This is a genomic window from Amycolatopsis sp. GM8, assembly GCF_021653975.1.
Classification (GTDB): Bacteria; Actinomycetota; Actinomycetes; order Mycobacteriales; family Pseudonocardiaceae; genus Amycolatopsis_E.
This window is the reverse complement of record NZ_JAJKFK010000005.1, coordinates 224,703-242,889: the sequence shown is the minus strand read 5'-3', so window position 1 is coordinate 242,889 and position 18,187 is coordinate 224,703. Positions and strand designations below refer to the sequence as shown.

At 69.8% G+C, this 18,187-nt stretch carries 11 protein-coding genes; 7 read left to right on the top strand and 4 right to left on the bottom strand.

The window, feature by feature from the left end:
* Positions 1-70: 70 nt before the first annotated feature.
* Together LOZ83_RS24600 and LOZ83_RS24595 are read right to left on the bottom strand one after the other, a co-directional pair.
* Positions 71-451, bottom strand: a complete 381-nt coding sequence (locus LOZ83_RS24600) for a peptidase inhibitor family I36 protein (protein WP_236793944.1) — start codon at positions 449-451, stop codon at positions 71-73.
* 187 nt (positions 452-638) lie between these two features.
* Positions 639-1,712: a LacI family DNA-binding transcriptional regulator gene (locus LOZ83_RS24595; RefSeq protein ID WP_236793942.1), complete on the bottom strand. Its 1,074-nt coding sequence runs from the start codon at positions 1,710-1,712 to the stop codon at positions 639-641.
* A 67-nt stretch (positions 1,713-1,779) separates the two neighbouring features.
* On the opposite strand from LOZ83_RS24595, the gene LOZ83_RS24590 reads away from it, so the two are divergent.
* The 7 genes from LOZ83_RS24590 to LOZ83_RS24560 all read left to right on the top strand — a co-directional run bounded on the left by LOZ83_RS24590 (position 1,780) and on the right by LOZ83_RS24560 (position 16,777).
* Positions 1,780-2,961, top strand: a complete 1,182-nt coding sequence (locus LOZ83_RS24590; protein WP_236793940.1) for an MFS transporter — start codon at positions 1,780-1,782, stop codon at positions 2,959-2,961.
* Positions 2,962-2,981: 20 nt separating this feature from the next.
* Complete coding sequence (locus LOZ83_RS24585; protein ID WP_236793937.1) at positions 2,982-4,985, top strand: cytochrome c oxidase assembly protein; 2,004 nt, start codon at positions 2,982-2,984, stop codon at positions 4,983-4,985.
* 415 nt (positions 4,986-5,400) lie between these two features.
* On the top strand, positions 5,401-7,077 hold the full coding sequence (gene ettA / locus LOZ83_RS24580; RefSeq protein ID WP_236793935.1) for an energy-dependent translational throttle protein EttA: 1,677 nt from the start codon (positions 5,401-5,403) through the stop codon (positions 7,075-7,077).
* An 83-nt stretch (positions 7,078-7,160) separates the two neighbouring features.
* Entirely contained in the window at positions 7,161-10,070 is a 2,910-nt protein-coding gene (locus LOZ83_RS24575; RefSeq protein WP_236793933.1) for a hypothetical protein, read from the top strand.
* Between the two features lie 693 nt (positions 10,071-10,763).
* Positions 10,764-15,701: an NAD-glutamate dehydrogenase gene (locus LOZ83_RS24570; RefSeq protein ID WP_236793931.1), complete on the top strand. Its 4,938-nt coding sequence runs from the start codon at positions 10,764-10,766 to the stop codon at positions 15,699-15,701.
* Positions 15,702-15,705: 4 nt separating this feature from the next.
* Positions 15,706-16,122, top strand: coding sequence for a thioesterase family protein (locus LOZ83_RS24565; RefSeq protein WP_236793929.1), 417 nt, complete (start codon positions 15,706-15,708; stop codon positions 16,120-16,122).
* Positions 16,115-16,777, top strand: coding sequence for a hypothetical protein (locus LOZ83_RS24560; protein WP_236793927.1), 663 nt, complete (start codon positions 16,115-16,117; stop codon positions 16,775-16,777). The genes LOZ83_RS24565 and LOZ83_RS24560 overlap by 8 nt, the downstream gene beginning before the upstream one ends.
* Before the next feature lie 6 nt (positions 16,778-16,783).
* On the opposite strand, the gene LOZ83_RS24555 is transcribed toward LOZ83_RS24560, so the two are convergent.
* Positions 16,784-17,173, bottom strand: coding sequence for a globin (locus tag LOZ83_RS24555; RefSeq protein WP_236793925.1), 390 nt, complete (start codon positions 17,171-17,173; stop codon positions 16,784-16,786).
* Between the two features lie 4 nt (positions 17,174-17,177).
* On the bottom strand, positions 17,178-18,158 hold the full coding sequence (locus LOZ83_RS24550; RefSeq protein WP_236793923.1) for a mechanosensitive ion channel family protein: 981 nt from the start codon (positions 18,156-18,158) through the stop codon (positions 17,178-17,180).
* Positions 18,159-18,187 lie beyond the last annotated feature (29 nt).

Genomic DNA, 18,187 nt, shown 5'->3' with positions numbered 1-18,187 from the left:
AGGACGGCTCGGCCACCGGACAGTGAGTCCCCAGGAGCGGCGGCCGGCCGCCACGTCAGAACACCAGGGGCTAGGCCATGTCCCAGATCTTCACCGCGCGCACCACGAATGGCGCCCGGGGAACGAAAGTGCCGTGTCCTGGATAGGTGGTGAAATCGCCTTCGGTCGTGCATTCGGCGTCCTGGTACACCGTGACGTCCCGGTCCAGCTGGTTGACGAACGATCTGGCTTCGACCTCGCCGGGGAGCACCAGACATTCCTCCGGATTGGCCGTACGCAAATCGATGCGCTGCATGACATCGGCGTAGGCCTCGCCGGTCCACACGCAGAACTCGCCCCGCTCACAGCTGTTCTCGGGGCGTCCCGGGTCCGCCTGCGCGACTCCTGACCCGGCCAGCAGGCCGAGCGTGGCGATAACGAAGATTCGCGGCAGATATGCACGCAGGTTCATGTTTCTCTCCCCTGGAGAATGGTGGCCCGGCTGACTGCCGCGGCGCTGACGAACTCAACAATGGCGGTTCGGCAAGCGAATGTCAGCAGGCATTTTTACTTCTGTGGATAAGTAGATTTCGTTCCCTCGATCGGGCCATCGTTGTCCACAATTCCGCAGAATCCGTTGTGGGGGCGAGAACCGTCTGCTAGTGCGCGGGCGCGGTCGATCCGCGGACGATCAGTTCGACGTCCAAAGTGGTCGGCGCCGGGGCACGATGCCCGGCGAGCAGATGCAGCACGAGCTCGCCGGCCAGCTTTCCCTTGCGTACCAAGTCCTGGTGGACCGTCGTTAGCGGCGGCTCCGACCAGCGTGCGGCCTGGGTGTCGTCGAAACCGACGATGGACAGGTCGTCCGGAACGGACAGCCTTCGCTCCTTCGCGGCCGTGATCGCGCCCAGCGCCAGCTCGTCGGACATGCACAGCAACGCCGTCGGTGGCGACGGCCGGTCGAGCAGCGCGGTCGCGGCGACCATCGCGTGCTCCCGCGAAAGCCCTGACACTTCCCAGATCGGCACGTCGTCACCGGACACGCCAGCCTCGCGTAGCGTGTCGAGATAGCCGCCGAGCCGTTCCCGGTTGTCGCGGAACAGCGACCGCGCGGCCTCGTCGGCGGTCAACGGACCACCCCGCGGCGCCGAAAGGCATTGGGCGGAAAGGATTCCGAACCTCCGGTGCCCGAGTTCGAGCAGGTGCCGGGCGGCGGCGACCGCCCCGCCCCGATCGTCCGTGCCCACCCGCGCGGCCCCGGCAACGAACGGCTGGTCGATCACCACCAGGGGCAGCCGCCGCTGCCGGACGGCGCGCAGCGCGGGCGCCCCGTCGGCGAGCGCGTAGGCGACCGCGAGATCCGCCTGCGCGGCCAGCACCCGGTCCGCGCGCGGACCGCCGTTGTCCCCGCCCGGCAGCAGGAGCAGCGCGTGTCCTTCGGGATCGACCGTGGCGGCGAGCGCGTCCAGGGTGATCGACAGTGCCGGATCGGAGAACGCCGCGGACAGGCCAGCGTCCAGCATGAACGCGATGGCGCCGGTGCGTTTCGTCGCGAGGCTGCGCGCGATCGGGTTCGGTCCGGTGTATCCGAGCCGCTTCGCCGCGCGCAGCACTTCTTCGCGCAGCTGGGCCGAAAGCTGGTCCGGGCGGTTGTACGCGTTGGACACGGTTGCCCGGGAGACGCCGACGGCGTCGGCGACGTCGTCGAGCGTCGGGCGTCGCCGACCTGTCATTGGGCCAGTGTAAACAGCTGGACTTTCTGAAGCGCTTAAGTCAAGGTGGAGCAAGGAGGTGGGCGCGATGGTCGGCAACCGGGCCGCGGTGTTCGTGGTGTTCGGGCTCAACGGCGCGGTCTACGGGACCTGGGCGCCCCGCGTCCCCGCGCTCGCGGAACGGCTGCACGCCGCACCGGGTTCGCTGGGCCTGGCGCTGCTCGGCGCGAGCATCGGGATGGTGATTGCCGCGTCGATGTCCGGGCATCTCGTCGAGCGGTTCGGCGCCCGCGCCGCGATCGTCGCCTCGACACTGCTGTCCTGCGTGATCCTGCCCTTCGTGGGTGCCGCCGGTTCGGTGGTCGCGCTCGGTTTTGTCATGTTCGGCCTGGGCGCGTCGGTCGGTGCGCTGGACGTGTCGATGAACATCGCCGCGGTCGGTGTCGAGCGGCGCGCCGGGCGCGCGATCATGCCGGTCTTCCACGCGGGGTTCAGCTTCGGCGGTCTCATCGGATCCGCCGCGGCGGGTCTCGCGGCCTCGCAGCACTGGTCCCCGTTGCGGCATTTCGTCGTCGCGGCCGTCGTCATCCTGGTCGCGTTGCTGATCGTGCTGCCCGGCCTTCCCCGGTCGGCGCCGCGCGCGGAACAGACGCGGCCAGCGGCACGTGTGGCCCCCATCCGCCGGCCCGTGCTGTGGCTGCTCGCGGCGATCGCGTTGTGCTCCGCGGTCGCGGAGGGTGCCAGTTCCGACTGGTCCGCGTTGCTGCTGGTCACCGTGCAACACGTGGACCAAGCGGCGGCCGCGCTCGCGTTCTCCGGGTTCTCGCTGACGATGGCGTTGACGCGGCTGGGCGGCGCCTGGGTCCAGAACCGCTTCGGGGCGACGCGGACGCTGGTCGCAGGAGCCGCGCTCGCCGGGTTGGGGCTGGTCGTCGCCGCGGTCGTGCCGGTCGCCGGCTTCGCGTACGCGGGATTCGGTCTCGCCGGCGCGGGGCTGGCCGCGTCGTTCCCGATCGCGCTCGGTCTAGCGGGCGCGGCCGGGAAGCGGGACGACGACAGCGGTGGGGAACGCGAGATCGCGTTCGTCACCACGATCGCGTACAGCGGCTTTCTCGCCGGCCCACCGGTGATCGGTGGGCTCGCCCAGCTGACGACGTTGTCCGTTTCTTTCATCGTGGTCGGTTTCCTCGCCGCGTTGATCGCGCCCGCGGCCGTCGGCGCAGGTCGCGCACGTCACCGCGAGGTCACCGCGGCCACAGCCGCGTCTTGAGCCGGGCCTACTCTCGTACCGTGGAGCTCGAAGTCCCCTCCCGGCGCAAGACCAGCGTCCTGCCACTGCTCGCGGTCAGTGTGATCCTCGCCGCGGTTCTCGCGGTCGCCCTGGTCGCGGTCACTGGCGGAGCCACCTACGTCATCGCGGGGCTGCCCGATCCAGGTGTGGTCACGCATTACGGCCTCGGTGTCGTGCGCGTGCTGGCGGACGCGGCTTCGGTCGTCTGCGTCGGCTCCCTGCTGCTCGCGTCGTTCCTGGTGCCGCCGCAGGAATCCGGCACGGTCGCGCGCGACGGGTACGCGGCCTTGCGGACGGCCGGGATCGCGGCCTGGGTCTGGTTCGCCGCGGCGATGGCTTCGGTGTTCTTCACCGCCGCGGACGGCGCGGGCAAACCGGTCACCGAGGTCTTCTCGCCCGTGGTGCTGCTGGATCTGATCGACGCGATCGAGCAGCCGAAGGCGTGGCTGGTCACCGCGGCGATCGCGCTCGTGGTCGCGGTGGGCTGCCGGCTCGCGCTGTCCTGGGGCTGGGCCACGGTGCTGTTCTTCGTCTCCGTCGCCGGCCTGGTGCCGGTCGCGGTAACCGGTCACTCCGCGAGCGGCGGCTCGCACGACATGGCGACCAACAGCCTGCTGTACCACCTGATCGCCGCTTCGCTGTGGGTCGGCGGGCTGTTCGCGCTGCTCGCGCACGGCTGGCGGCGCGGCGACCACCTGACGCTCGCCGCGACCCGGTTTTCGAAGCTGGCGCTCGTGTGCTGGATCGTGATGGCACTGTCCGGCGTGATCAATGCGCTGGTCCGGATCGAGCTGGGTGACCTGTTCACCACCGACTACGGCCTGCTGGTGGTCGCGAAGGTCGTGGCGCTGCTCGTGCTGGGGGTTTTCGGGCAGCAGCAACGGTCTCGCGGCGTCCGGTCGCTGGTGGACGGCCGTGGCGGCGGTCAACTGCTGCGGCTGGCCGCGGTCGAGTTGCTGATCATGTTCGTGACGCTGGGCATCGCGACGGCGCTCGCCCGCACGCCACCGCCGGCGGACGCGGTGACCCAGCCGTCCGCGACCGAGGTGCTGATCGGCTACGACCTGCCCGGTGCGCCGACCGTGCTGCGGCTGCTGTTCGACTGGCGGTTCGACCTGATCTACGGAACGGGCGCGCTCGTGCTGGCCGGGCTGTATCTCGCGGGTGTGCGGCGGTTGCGCCGGCGTGGCGACCCGTGGCCGGTGGGCCGGACGGTGTCGTGGCTCGCCGCGTGCGCGGTGCTGCTGATCGCGACGTCCTCGGGACTCGGGCGGTACTCGCCGGCGATGTTCAGCGCCCACATGGGTGTGCACATGCTGCTGTCGATGGTCGCGCCGGTGCTGTTCGTGCTGGGTGGCCCGATGACACTCGCGCTACGCGCGCTTCCCGTGGCGGGTAAGGATTCCCCGCCCGGGCCGCGTGAGTGGGTGCTCGCGTTCGTCAAGTCACCGCTGGCGAAGATTCTCACTCATCCGGTTGTCGCGCTGTTGCTTTTCGTTGGCTCGTTCTACGTTCTGTACTTCTCCGGACTGTTCGACGCCGCGTTGAACTATCACTGGGCACACCTTGTGATGAATGCGCATTTCCTGCTGACGGGCTATATCTTCTACTGGCCGGTGATCGGTATCGACCCGTCGCCACGACGGCTGCCGCACCTCGGCCGGCTGGGCATGATGTTCGCCGCGATCCCGTTCCACGCCTTTTTCGGCGTGATCCTGATGTCGAAGCAGACCGTGATCGGCGAGTCGTTCTACCGGTCGCTGAACCTGCCGTGGGTGACGGATCTGCTTGCGGATCAACGACTCGGCGGCGGGATCGCCTGGGTTTCGGGTGAACTTCCCGTGTTGCTGGTGCTGATCGCGCTGCTCGTGCAGTGGGCGCGGGCGGACGAGCGCGAGGCGAAGCGCACGGACCGTCGCGAGGAACAGAGCGGCGACGCGGATCTGGCCGCCTACAACGCGATGCTCAAGCAGATGGCGGATCAGGGCAAACCGCAGGCGTAAGCCGCGGTTGTCCACATACCCCCGGTTGTCCACAAGCAGGACAATTCCCTCTTCCCCGAAGCGTTCCGAACCGGCCAGGCTGGTGTCACGGCAGGAGTTCGGAACACGAGAAGGGAGACGAGGGCGATGCAGTCTCGGTCTGTACCTGAGGTTGAGACGTCGACGGCCGGGTGCGCCGGCTTGACACGGTCAGGGCCGCTCGCACGCTCGTCGCCGGGGCAGGGGAGGTGGTGGCGAAAAGGGCACTCATCGAGCGGGAGCGGCTCGTGACGATCTCGGAACCGGTTCCAGTCCTGAGAAGGCAGGTCAGCGCACCGCGACAAGTGATGTTCGCGCGGTGAGCAGGGGGTAACGCTGGGTCGTTGGATGGTGACCGCCGTTCGGCCGGGTAACGCACGGCTCTACGATCGACCTCATGGCCGAGTTCATCTACACCATGAAAAAGGTGCGCAAGACCGTCGGGGACAAGGTCATCCTCGACGACGTCAGCACCGCGTTCTACCCCGGCGCCAAGATCGGCGTCGTGGGTCCGAACGGTGCCGGCAAGTCCACCGTGCTGAAGATCATGGCCGGGCTCGATCAGCCGAGCAATGGGGAAGCGTTCCTCCAGCCGGGAGCGTCGGTCGGCATCCTGCTCCAGGAGCCTCCGCTCAACGAGGACAAGACCGTGCGCGGGAACGTCGAGGAGGGCCTCGGCGAGATCAAGGTGAAGCTCGACCGCTTCAACGCGATCGCCGAGCAGATGGCCACCGACTACAGCGACGCGCTGATGGAGGAGATGGGCCAGCTCCAGGAAGACCTGGACCACGCCGACGCCTGGGAGCTGGACTCGCAACTCGAGCAGGCGATGGACGCGCTGCGGTGCCCGCCGCCGGACGAGCCGGTCACGCACCTCTCCGGTGGTGAGCGTCGCCGGGTCGCGCTGTGCAAGCTGCTGCTGTCCAAACCGGACCTGCTGCTGCTCGACGAGCCCACGAACCATCTGGACGCGGAAAGCGTGCTGTGGCTGGAGCAGTTCCTCGCCTCGTATCCGGGCGCGGTCCTGGCGGTCACGCACGACCGGTACTTCCTGGACAACGTCGCCGAATGGATCATGGAGCTCGACCGCGGCCGGGTCGTCGGCTACGAGGGCAACTACTCGACCTATCTCGAAAAGAAGCGGGAACGATTGGAGGTGCAGGGCAAGAAGGACGCGAAGCTCGCCAAGCGGCTCAAGACCGAGCTCGACTGGGTTCGCTCCAACGCCAAGGCGCGCCAGACCAAGTCCCGCGCCCGTCTGGACCGCTACGAGGAGATGGCCACGGAGGCCGAGCGCAACCGCAAGCTCGACTTCGAGGAGATCCAGATCCCGCCGGGCCCGCGGCTGGGCAGCGTCGTGGTCGAGGCCGACGATCTGGGCAAGGGCTTCGACGACCGGCCCCTCATCGAGGGCCTCTCGTTCAACCTGCCGCGCAACGGGATCGTCGGCGTGATCGGCCCGAACGGTGTCGGCAAGACGACGCTGTTCAAGACGATCGTGGGGCTGGAGAAGCCCGACGCGGGCGAGGTCAAGATCGGCGAGACGGTCAAGCTGTCCTATGTGGACCAGAACCGGGCCGGGATCGACCCCAAGAAGACGGTGTGGGAGGTCGTGTCCGACGGGCTGGACTACATCCACGTCGGCCAGACCGAAATGCCGTCGCGGGCCTACGTCTCGGCGTTCGGGTTCAAGGGCCCGGACCAGCAGAAGCCGGCAGGCGTGCTCTCCGGTGGTGAGCGCAACCGGCTGAACCTGGCGCTGACCCTGAAGCTCGGCGGGAACCTGATCCTGCTGGACGAGCCGACCAACGACCTGGACGTGGAAACCCTGGGCTCCCTCGAGAACGCGCTCGAGCAGTTCCCCGGCTGCGCCGTGGTCATCTCGCACGACCGGTGGTTCCTCGACCGAGTGGCCACGCACATCCTCGCCTGGGAAGGCGACGACGCCAACCCGGCCAAGTGGTTCTGGTTCGAAGGCAACTTCGAGGGCTACGAGAGCAACAAGATCGACCGTCTGGGAGCGGAGGCGGCCCGGCCCCACCGGGTGACTCACCGCAAGTTGACGCGCGACTGAGCGCGTCCGCGAGCACGCTTGAGCCGAACACTGAAGCGGAGTCCCCATTGGTAGCCACCAAGCACATCCGATCCAGCCCGCCCGTGTTACGCGTGGGCGGCTGGAACGCGGCCGGCAGCGGTGAGAACTATGCGATCGAAAGCCTGCTGCGGCATGCGGCAGCGCTCGGTCTGCGTGCACCGGAGCTGACCGTGGTCTTCGGCGAGCGCGCCGCGTCGCTCGCCGAGTCCGCCGGGTCGGACAAGCTGTGGGTGCGCGCCGAGGGCCTGGTCGTTTCGGGCCGGGTCCGGCTCGGGCTGCGGGCCGAGACCGTGGGCCGGGCCGTCGCCGCCCTGCGCGCGGCGGAGGATCTCGGTGAGACGGTGCTGGCTGCCAGGTTGCGGACGGACCTCGCTGTCTGTGCGCGCAGCGCCGGGGTGCCGCTGACCGGGCTGGCCGCTCTGCGGCCGACGCTCGGTGTCGCCGGATTCTCCGGTGCGGCCAAGGCCGCGGCGCTGTGTCACTTGGTCGGCTGCCTGTCGCAGTTCGGGCGGAAGCCCGAGCTGGACCGGATGCTGGCCGAGGCGGACCGGTTGTGCGGCGCGGACGACGACCTCGACGGGGACGACCGGCTGCTTGGTCGCGCGCTCGTCCGGGTCGCGATGTCGGCACACCGCCGGCGCCACGCCGACGTGATGGGCGCGGCCGACGCCGCGCGTACCGGACTGGGCCTGCTCGACCAGCTCGACGATCCGGGCACCGACGGTGGTGTGGTCCGGGTGCGGCTGATCCTGCAGCTGGTGTGCTCGCTGCTCGACCGTGGCGACAGCGAAAACGCCGCGGAGATCGCGGAATCAGTGCTGATCGAGTCGCCGCGGGCTGCCGCGGTCGCGCCGTTGGGGTGGCTCCGGATGGCGGTGGCGACGCGGGTTCTGCTGCCCGCCGGTTCGGTGAACGCGGCGGCGGTCGTGCTCCGGGACGCGGTGTACAGCACCGAACGCCACGGTCTGCACGCGCTGACGTCACGGCTGTGGGCGGAGCTCGCGCACGTCGAGGAGCGGCTGGGCCGCTCGTCGGAGGCCATCGAGTGCCTGCACCAGAGCCGGGCCGCCGAGCACCTGTACGCGCGCTCTCGCCGGCAGGCGATGGGTTTGCTCGCGGGTGCGTTCGGCAACGGTGGTCAGGCCTCGCTGGACCTGGATGAGGTCCTCGCCGCGATCGCGCCCTCTGCTGCCCAGGCGCCTGCCGCCATCGCGGAGACCAATGGCGGGCATTCGGCCGGGCGGAACGGGAAGACCGCCGCGCATCGCCCGGCGGTACAGGACGCGCGTGCCGCGGATCAGGGCGGGCACGTGCGGTCCGAGCCTGCCGCGGCTGAGCGCACAGTGGTTCTGCCGCGCATCGTTGAGGCGGCCGGTGAACGGCGGCCGGCGAGTGTGAACGGAAAGCGGCGTGCCGAAGAAACGTCGGCACCGGCGGCGAAGCGTGCCGTCGAGGTGGCCAAGCCGGTGGTGAAGCTCGCCCCGGTGCCCGTCGACCGGTCCGTTGTGCCGGACCTGCCGCTCGCACCGCCACCGGCCGACGAGCCCGCGCCACGGGTTTCGCTTGCGTCCGAACGCAAGCCGGCGGCGAAGAGCGATGCGCCGGACAACGAAGAGGCCCGCGCGACGACCCGCCACGATTCGACCCACGGCTCGGTCGCCGCGCGATCGGTCCTGGACCGGCTGGGCATCTCGGCGGGTTCCGGCGGTGGCCGCCGCCGCGCCGCGGACGACTCTGGAGAGTCGCGTCCAGCCGCGGAGGCGGCAGACTCGGGCCGGGAGGGGGGTACGGCAGGTTTCGCCGCGAGCGCGGAGCCAGCCGAGACTCCGCGGAACGGGGCGGGCTCGGCGCACAGTGCGGAGCCGGCACGGGGTGCAGAGTCGGCGCAAGCCCCGCGGAACGGTGGCTCGGGGGGCGCGGGACACCGCGCCGAACCGATGCGGAGTGCGTACAGCGCGCAATCGGCGGAGGCCCCGCGGAATGGTGGCTCAGCGGGCTCGGGACACAGCGCGGAGTCAGTACAGAGCGCGACACCGGCGCGGGGTGCGGACTTCTCGTGGGGCCAGGAGCTGGCGGAAGCCTTGGGAGTGAGCGAACCAGCCGCTCCCACGTCGAGTGAGAAGCGGACGGACGCGGCTCAGCACGGCCAGTCGGGAGGCTCCGCTCGCAACCACGCTGCGGGCGAGTCCCATCGCGACAGCGAAGCGCCGGACACCGCTCGTGCTGCTGAGACGGCTGCACGGGCCGCTGCGTCGGATGTCGCTCGCACCCTGGAGACAGCGGCCCACCACCGAGCGCCGGATAGTGCTCGGGCCGACGAGGCGATATCGAATGCCGCTCCCGCCGCTGAGACGACCGCGCACCATCGGGCGCCAAACGATGCTCACGCTGCCGGGGTGACCACACGCGACACAGCGTCGGCGGAGTCCGCTCACGTTATCGGGGCGACCGTAGGCGACACAGCGGCCGAGTCCGCTCACGCTGTCGGGGCGACTGCGCACGACACGACTTCGGCAGAGTCCACTTCCACTCAGGCGGCCGCGCACGACACCGCGCCGTCGGGGGATGCCAAGGCGGAAGCCGACGGGAATCCGTTCGTCATCAACGATCCGTGGCTGCCGCGGCTCAAGCTGCCGCCGTCGCTGGAACCGTTCGAGGACTTCTCTGAGGGCGTTCCGACCTCGGCGTCGCACGAGACCCATTTCACGAGCACCCCGGTCATCGAGGACGGCGGCCTCGGCGAGCCGTTCCGTAGTGAGTACACCTCGCCGCTCGACGACGACCTGCCCGCCGACGCCGGGCTCGCCGACCTCCTCGCGAGGGCGCTGGCCGAGCACCAGGCGGGCACGTCCAGCGCGGCCGCGCTCGTGAAACGCCTGGGGAACCAGTCCGCCGACGACCGTCGCACCGTCAACGGGCACGGCCGCAACGGCGAACCACCGGCGAACGGTCACCACAACGGCGACCATTGACCGCCATGGCCGCCGACGCCGCCGATCGTAGGCACAGCCGCACGGGCCAAGTGGTCGGCGACCGGCATAGCCGCGCACGCCGCCGACCACGCACCGCCATAATCGGCGCCGTTGGCGAAAGCGCTGGGGACAGGCCACGGCCGCAGGCGCCAAGCGGTCGCTGACCCGGCATAGCCACGCATGCCGCCGACCACGCACCGCCCCAACTGCAGGCGTTGGCGAAGGCGCCGCGGACAGGCCGTGGCGGCAGGCGCTGGCGAAGGGCGCCGCAGACACCCCAGCGCCGCAGGCGCGGCCGCCCGTTACGCGCGGCGCCGCCACAGCGGGCGGTCAATTGATCACTGACCGGGGCCCGCCGCTACGGCGGGCGTCGAACGTTCACTAACCACTGCCCGCCGCCACAACGGGCGCCGGACGATCACCGGCCATCAGCGGTCGAGCACCAGCCGTGCCCGGCGAGGCGCTCCCGGGAAGCACGCGACCCTCGACGAGAGCAGGCTCACTGTCGCCCGAGACTGCCCGTCAAACACCAAAACCGCCTGCTCATCGTCCACCTTGAGAACCTCCGCGAGTTTTAGCATCGGCGGCGGGGATCGATGTACGGCCATCCGGGAAAGCCGGCCGAAAGGGCGCACTATGGTGGATCTGTTCGGCGTGATCGCGTGATCAATGCTCAGTGGAGAGTTACCTGAAATGAGCTCGACAGGTGTTTCGTCCCGTCCTGGTGTGGCCTCCGGACGCGATGACCTTCAACGGCCGCCGGCCAGTCCTGAGCAGATCCGGGACGACCTGATCGAAGCCGCCGCCGTGTACGCCCCTGACACAGCCGACCTCATCCGCCTCTACTACCGCCACCTGCCCGCCGAAGAAGTCCTCGGCGACAACCCCGTCGACCTCGTCGGCGCCGTCCGCTCCCACAACCAGTTCGCCGCCCAGCGCGCGCCCGGCCGGCCCGGCGTCCGCCTCCTCAACCCCACCACCGCCGAGGACGGCTGGACCCGCGACGCGACCGTCGTGCAGATCGTCACCGACGACATGCCCTACCTGGTCGACTCGGTCACCGCGAAGCTCACCCGCGACGGTATCCAGGTGCACCGCCTCGTGCACCCGATCGTCGTCGTCAGCCGCGACATCACCGGCAAGCTCCTCGAGATCCACCCGACCGCCGACGCCGGCCAGCCGCCCACCGGCGCGGCCGTCGAGTCGTGGATGTACGTCGAGATCGACCTCATCACCGACCCGAACCGCGCCCGCGAGCTCGAGACACACCTGACCTCCGTCCTCGCCGACGTGCGCGAAGTCGTCGAGGACACCGACAAGATGGTGCACGCGGCCCTCGACGTCGCGTCCCGGCCGACGGAAAAAGCGACCGGCGAACTCCTCGAATGGCTCGCCAACGGGCACTTCACCTTCCTCGGCTACCGGCACTACGAACTGGCCGAGGGCCAACCGGGGGACGACGGCCCCGCGATGCGCCCGTCGCTCGCCGCCGGCCTCGGCGTGCTCCGGCACGACAACCTCGCCGCACGCAGCCTCACCAAGGGCCCCGACGCCGCGTCCGACGCCCTCCGGTCCGAGCCGCTCGTACTGACCCAGGCGAGCGCCCCCTCGACCGTGAACCGGCCGGTCTACCCGTACTACGTCGGCGTCCGCACATTCGACGAGCACGGCGCCGTCACGGGAGAAGACCGCTTCCTCGGCATGTTCACCACCAGCGCGCTGCACGAGGACGTCCTCGACATCCCCGTGGTCTCGCAGAAGGTGCGCGACGTCATCCACCGCGCCGGCTATCCGATGGAGTCGTTCTCCGGGCAGCGGATGCTCGAAGTCCTGCAGAACTGGCCGCGCGCCGACCTGTTCTCCGCCGACCGGGATTCGCTGTACTCCACCGCGATCGGCGCCATCACGCTGTCCGATCGCCGCCGCCTGCGCCTGTTCCTACGCCGCGATCCCTACGGCCGCTTCTACTCCTGCCTCGTGTTCCTGCCCCGCGACCGGTACACCACCCGCACCCGGCTGGCGATGCAGGAGGTGCTGCTCGACGAGCTCGACGGCACGAACCTGGAGTACGGCACCCGGGTCGGCGAGACCGCGCTCGCGCAGATCCACTACACCGTGCACACCGACCCGAACCGCCGCCGCGTCGAGCCGGACACCCTGCACATCCAGGAACGCCTGAACGAGGCCGTGCGCAGCTGGGACGACCTGATGGTCGAGGCGATCCTCGCGGAGCGGCGCGAGAGCGGTCCGGCCGCCGGCTCGCTCGGCGAGGAGTCCGCGACCGAACTGGGCCAGCGCTGCGCCAGCGTGTTTCCCGAGTCGTACAAGGAGGACTTCGCCGCTGCGGACGCGCTCGCCGACCTGCGGCGCTTGCAGTCCCTGGGCACCGAGCAGGACCTGACGATCTGCTTCTATGTGCCGGAGGACGCCGAGCCGGGGGAGCGGCGGTTCAAGCTCTACCTGCTCGGCGAGGGCGTCACGCTCACCGCCGTGCTGCCGGTGCTGCAGCGGATGGGCGTGGAGGTCGTCGACGAGCGGCCGTACGAGCTGCACCGTGAAGACGGCGCCCGGTGGTGGATCTACGACTTCGGGCTCCGGATCAGCCAGCGTTTCCTCGACGAGCTGACCGAGGAGGCCGAGCGGGACCTGCGGGTGCGCTTCCAGGACGCGTTCGCCGCCGCGTGGCGGGGTGACTGCGAGGTCGATGGCTACAACTCGCTCGTGCTGCGCGCGGGACTGACCTGGCGGCAGGCTTCGGTGCTGCGCGCCTACGCCCGGTACCTGCGCCAGGCGCGCACGCCGTACTCGCAGGAGTACATCGAGTCCGCCGTGCTCGCGCACACCGACATCGCCACGAAGCTGCTCGACCTGTTCGAGCACCGCTTCGACCTGAGCACCGACCCGGAACTGGACTCGCAGGCCGACGTGCTCGTCGGCGAGATCGCCGAGATGATCGACGAGGTCAAGAGCCTCGACGAGGACCGCATCCTGCGCCGCCTGCTCGCGGTCATCTCCGCGACGCTGCGCACCAACTATCTCGTCACCGACAACGACGGGAACCTGCGCCCGTTCCTGTCGTTCAAGCTGGACCCGAAGAACGTGCCGGACCTGCCGGAGCCGCGGCCGAAGTTCGAGATCTTCGTGTACTCGCCGCGCGTCGAGGGCGTGCACCTGCGTTTCGGCGCGGTCGCGCGAGGCGGGCTGCGCTGGTCGGATCGCCGTGAGGACTTCCGCACCGAGATCCTCGGGCTGGTCAAGGCGCAGGCCGTGAAGAACGCCGTCATCGTGCCGGTGGGCGCGAAGGGCGGGTTCGTGGTCAAGCGGCCGCCCGCGCCGACCGGCGACCCGGGGGTCGACCGTGAGGCGCAGCTGAACGAGGGCATCGCCTGCTACCGGATGTTCATCTCGGGCCTGCTGGACCTGACCGACAACCGGGTCGAGGGCCGCACCGGACCGGCGAAGAACGTGGTCCGCTACGACGCCGACGACACGTACCTGGTCGTCGCCGCGGACAAGGGCACGGCGACGTTCTCCGACATCGCCAACGAGGTCGCGGCGAGCTACGAGTTCTGGCTCGGGGACGCGTTCGCCTCCGGCGGTTCCGTCGGCTACGACCACAAGGCCATGGGCATCACCGCCCGCGGCGCCTGGGAGAGCGTCAAGCGGCACTTCCGGGAGCTGGGCGTCGACACCCAGCGCGAGGACTTCACCGTCGTCGGCATCGGGGACATGGCCGGCGACGTGTTCGGCAACGGGATGCTGCTCTCGGAGCACATCCGGCTGGTGGCCGCCTTCAACCACCTGCACATCTTCCTCGACCCGGACCCGGACGCCGCGGCTTCCTTCGGTGAGCGGAAGCGGCTGTTCGCGCTGCCGCGTTCGTCGTGGGAGGACTACGACCGCTCGCTGATCAGCGAGGGCGGCGGCATCTTTTCGCGCAGCGACAAGACGATCCCGATCACGCCGCAGGTGCGCCGCGCGCTCGGCCTCGCCGAGGACATCGAGCACCTGTCCCCGGCCGAGCTGATCAAGGCGGTCCTGCTCGCGTCGGTCGACCTGCTGTGGAACGGCGGGATCGGCACGTACGTCAAGGCGGGGCAGGAGACGCACGCCGACGCGGGCGACAAGGCCAACGACGCGGTGCGCGTCAACGGCGGCGACCTGCGCGTCAAGGTCGTCGGCGAGGGCGGCAACCTCGGGCTCACCCAGCTCGGCCGGATCGAGTTCGCCCGGGCCGGCGGCAAGATCAACACCGACGCGCTGGACAACTCGGCCGGGGTGGACTGCTCCGACCACGAGGTCAACATCAAGATCTTCCTCGACCACCTCGTCGCCGCCGGGCAGCTCGACCGCGAGCAGCGCAACGCCCTGCTGCACGAGATGACCGACGAGGTCGGCGATCTGGTGCTCGCGGACAACTACCACCAGAACTCCGTGCTCGGCATCAGCCGCGCGCACGCGCCCGCGATGCTGGGCGTGCACGAACGCCAGATCGAGGCGCTGGAATCCGCGGGCGCGCTCGACCGCGAGCTGGAAGCACTGCCGAGTGAGCCCGAGTTCCGCGCACGGGAAAAAGCACAGCAGGGCCTGACCTCGCCGGAGCTGGCGACGCTGCTCGCGCACGTGAAGCTCGAACTGAAGGACGAGCTGCTCGCCAGCGAGCTGCCCGACGCCGAGGTGTTCGCGCGCCGGCTGCCCGAGTACTTCCCGAAGCCGCTGCGGGAACGCTACGGCCAGCTGGTCGCCGAGCACCCGCTGCGCCGCCAGATCATCGCGACGATGCTCGTCAACGAGGTTGTCGACGGGGCCGGGGTGTCCTTCGCCTACCGGCTCGCCGAGGAGATGAACGCCACCGCGACCGATGCGGTGCGGGCGTACACGGTGGTCACCCGGGTGTTCGGGCTCGACTCGCTGTGGCAGGCGATCCACGAGCTGGACAACGAAGTACCCACGGCCATCACCGACACGATGATGCTCGAGTCGCGGCGCCTGCTCGACCGGGCCGCGCGCTGGTTCCTCGCGAACCGGCCGCAGCCGCTGGCCGTCGGCGCGGAGATCAGCCGGTTCGGCGCGGCCGTCGCGGCACTGGCGCCGAAGGTCGGCGGGTTGCTGCGCGGCCGCGAAGCCGAGGCCGTCGCGGAGCGGACGAACCGGTTCTGCGCCGAGGGCTGCCCGCTCCCGCTGGCGCACAAGGTCACGCTGCTGCTGGACGCCTACGGCCTGCTCGACATCATCGAGGTCACCGAGCTCGCCGAGCGGGAGGCCAGGGTCGACACCGAGCGCAGCCCGCGGGAGACCGCCGAGCTGTACTACGCGCTGTCCGCGCATCTGAATGTCGACCGGCTGCTGACCTCCATCAGCGCGCTCGAACGCGGCAACCGCTGGCACGCCCTCGCCCGGCTTTCGCTGCGCGACGACGTGTACTCGTCGCTGCGGACGATCACCCTGGATGCCTTGCGCCACAGCGATCCCGAGGATTCCGCCGACGAGAAGATCGCGCAGTGGGAGAAGGCGAACTCCTCGCGGCTGGCGCGGGCCAGGGTGACGCTCGACGAGATCGGCCAGTCGGGCAGGCTGGACCTGGCGACGCTGTCGGTCGCCGCACGCCAGCTCAGGAGCACGGTGAGGTAACCGGGTGTACGTCGCGATGGTCCGGCCGCGCTGGTCGGACATGGATCTGTTCGGGCACGTCAACCATGCGCGCATGGTGACGCTGCTCGAAGAGGCCCGGGTGCCGCTGGTGTTCAGCGAGGCGAAGCGCTACGGGCTCGACGAGTTCGCCAAGGGCATGGTCGTGGTCAAGCTGTCGGTGCACTACCGGGCGCCGGTCGTGGCGGACTCGCAGGAGCTGCGGGTCGAGATATCCTTGCGGGACTTGAAGTTCGCCTCGCTGACGCTCGACTACAATGTCTACAGTGGACCGTCCACCGAGAACGGGGTGGCGGTCGTCGCGGACACCCTGATCGCGCCGTACGACGTCTCGACCGGACGGCCGCGGCGGTTCACCGGCGCCGAGCGAGAATTCCTGCGGGAGAGACTGGCGGATGACTGAAAGCACCCAGACCCGGACCACCGAGCTGCACGTCCCGGACGCCGCCGACCGCGAGACGCTCAGCGCGTTCGTCGCGCGCGCGGTCCGGCTCGACGGGCAGTGCGCGGTGCGGCTGCGCAACCGGGACGCCCAAGTCGTCGAGGCCTGGGTGGTGACGCCCTTCGAGGTGCTGGCCACGCGCGCGGTGCACGGGCAGATCACGCCGCGCGACGTGACGGTGTCGGGCAACGAGCTGCTCGCGGCGCTCACCGTCGCGCCCGGCGAGCGGATGGACCCGGGCCCGGCCAGGGATCTGCTGTGGCACGCGGAACTCCCCGCCGGCGGTCAGTGGCAGCAGGTGGACGACCTGCCCGTCGAGGTCGTCGGTGAGCTGACCGACCGGGGTGTCACGCTCGCGCGGGAGAACGCCGGCCCGCACGGCACGCCGCCCGCGTCGCTGATGGACCAGACGGTGCTCACGGTCAGCGGCGATGACGGGCCGCAGGTCAAGATCCCGATGCGCTGCCTGTTCGCGTTGTCGGGTATGGGTTTCGCGGACTCGGCGATCGCCGGCGACGTGGTCCGCGTGACGGCGACCAGCTCCTGGCTACGCCTCGACGCGCGCTACGGCGCGGTGCTGCGGCGCCGCCAGGCGTTGCTGCCGCTCCTGTTCTGAGACCCGTCAGACCCAGCTGTTCATCATGCTCTGCGCGGCCATCTCAAGGTATTGCCACAGCTGCCGGTCAAGTTCGGGCGGCAGCTGCGCCTCGTCCACACCGATGCGCATCGCCCGCAGCCACGCGTCCCGTTCCATCGGGCCGATCTTGAACGGCGCGTGCCGCATCCGCAGCCGCGGGTGGCCGCGGCGGTCGGAGTAGGTGTGCGGGCCACCCCAGTACTGCATGAGGAACAGCCGCAGCCGCTCCTCGGCCGGGCCGAGATCCTCCTCGGGATAAAGCGGGCGCAGCACCTCGTCGGTCGCCACCTCGGCGTAGAACCGGGCGATGATCTTGTGGAACGTCGGCTCGCCGCCGACGGCGTCGTAGAAGGACGGCGGTTCTGGTTCGGACACGCTTCTATTGTGCCGTTCCCGCCTGACCGATGAACCGGCCCATCGGCGGGTCGAACCCGGCCTCCTCGAGTCCGGAGATCACCTTGGCCCGCAGCACGCGCTGTACCGACCACTGCCGGCCGGGCCGGACCTTCACCGTCACCCGGATCGTCATGCCCTCCGGTGTGACGGTCTCCACGCCCAGCACCTCCGGCGGCTCCAGCACGTCGCCGGACAGCGGCTCCGCGGACACCGCGGCGATCGCGCTCGCGGCGAGCACGTCGAGGGCACGGTCGACGTCCGCGGTGTAGACGAGCGGCACGTCCACCACGGCGTTCGCGTAGCCCTGGCTGGAGTTGCCGACCCGCAGCACTTCGCCGTTGCGCACATACCAGACGGTGCCTTTCACATCACGCAGCGTCGTGATGCGCAGGCCGACGGATTCCACGGTGCCGGTGGCCGACCCGATGTCGATCACGTCGCCGACGCCGTACTGGTCCTCGAGCATCATGAACATCCCGGACAGGAAGTCCTTGACCAGGTTCTGCGCGCCGAAGCCGAGCGCGACACCGACGATGCCGGCGGACGCGATGATCGGCCCGAGGTTGAGCCCCAGCTCGCCGAGTACCTGGATGAACGCGAGCCCGTAGATGATGAACGACGCCAGTGACTTGAGCACCGAGCCGATCGTCTTCGCGCGCTGGCGGCGCCGCTCGACGACGGCCGGGCCGAGCAGGTCCGGCGCACGCTCGCGCAGCGGCCGCAGCAGCGCGGGCAGCCGGCGGTTGTTGTTGCGGGGGATCTCGGTCACCCGGTCGATGATCTTGCGCACGACGAGCTTGATCAGGACCGCGAACAGCACGATGACGACGATCTTGAGGGGCTTGGCGATCAGCCAGCCCGCCGATGCCGCCAGCCATTCGTTGTGTGTGACCCGGTACACCTCGAAACACCAGGTGGCTTGGTCGCTGATGCAGGTCGGGGTCTCGGTCAGCAGCGAGTTCACGGAGCTACGGGGTCCCTTTCTCGCGTTTT